Below are 848 nucleotides of genomic sequence, written 5' to 3' on the forward strand. Positions count from 1 at the left end.
TTTTTCTCAACCTTCTTTCTTGGAATTCCCTATATTTGAATTATACAGGAAGCTCCTTTAATTAATCATAGTGTAAAAGTATTTTTACTCCATGCTATCGTAACATATAAAATAAGGAAATTCAAGGCAAATTTGCGGATTTGTAAGTCTATTTTCTGGCAAAATGGTATAAGCTGTAGTAGAAAGAAAAACGGAGGAATCTATATGGGCGATACTTATATTAGAACAAGAGAGGACATGGTACGGGAATTCCGGGGAGAAAAACGGAGAAGACAGGAAACACCGGCAAAAGGACATTTCCAGCTTCGTCTATGTGTAGCAGCACTTTTATTTCTTTTGTTTTTTGCTGCCGGAGAGCTGGGATTTTCTTATCAGGGCCTTGACCAGAAAGCAGTAGTAAGTGAGATATCGGAAAATGAGGATATCAGTTTATGGCAGGGGAGAATCGTGGAGGTGTTTAGGAAAATGGAGTAATTCAACTTATGTTCTAAAAACTAGAGTTAACTTTTTAGACTAAACTATTTAAACTTTTTGAATGTTGAGTCTATTATCTCAGAAAATGAAGTGTAGAACAGGGGACATGCTATTAGGCGTTTACAAAAAATTAAAGCTTTTGGTGAAGTCAAATAAGCATATTTGGTATGATGAGAGCAGTTACCAGTTACTTTTGCGGAATCTCGGAAAAGAGATTCCGCAAAAGCTTACAATATAACATTTCAAAATAGCATTTTAAATAGATGTAGTCATATTTTTCCTTAGAATCACTATGTTATAAAAACCGTAATATGAAAAATTCTTTAGGTTACAATCGATGATGGGGTAAACGAAAAAGCAGTTTTGACATTGCA

The 848-nt window shown here is 34.6% G+C and carries 1 protein-coding gene; it reads left to right on the top strand.

All coding sequences use genetic code 11. The annotated features are described in order from the left end of the window. Positions 1-204: 204 nt before the first annotated feature. Complete coding sequence (locus ASU35_RS06650) at positions 205-474, top strand: hypothetical protein (protein ID WP_058352267.1); 270 nt, start codon at positions 205-207, stop codon at positions 472-474. The last annotated feature ends 374 nt before the right edge of the window (positions 475-848 follow it).

The sequence above is a fragment of the Acetivibrio ethanolgignens genome (assembly GCF_001461035.1).
Taxonomy (GTDB): domain Bacteria; phylum Bacillota; class Clostridia; order Lachnospirales; family Lachnospiraceae; genus Velocimicrobium; species Velocimicrobium ethanolgignens.

What these genes read in the sequence shown, in the direction of transcription:
- ASU35_RS06650 (WP_058352267.1), top strand. Translation starts at nt 205, where the DNA reads ATGGGCGATACTTATATTAGAACAAGAGAGGACATGGTACGGGAATTC.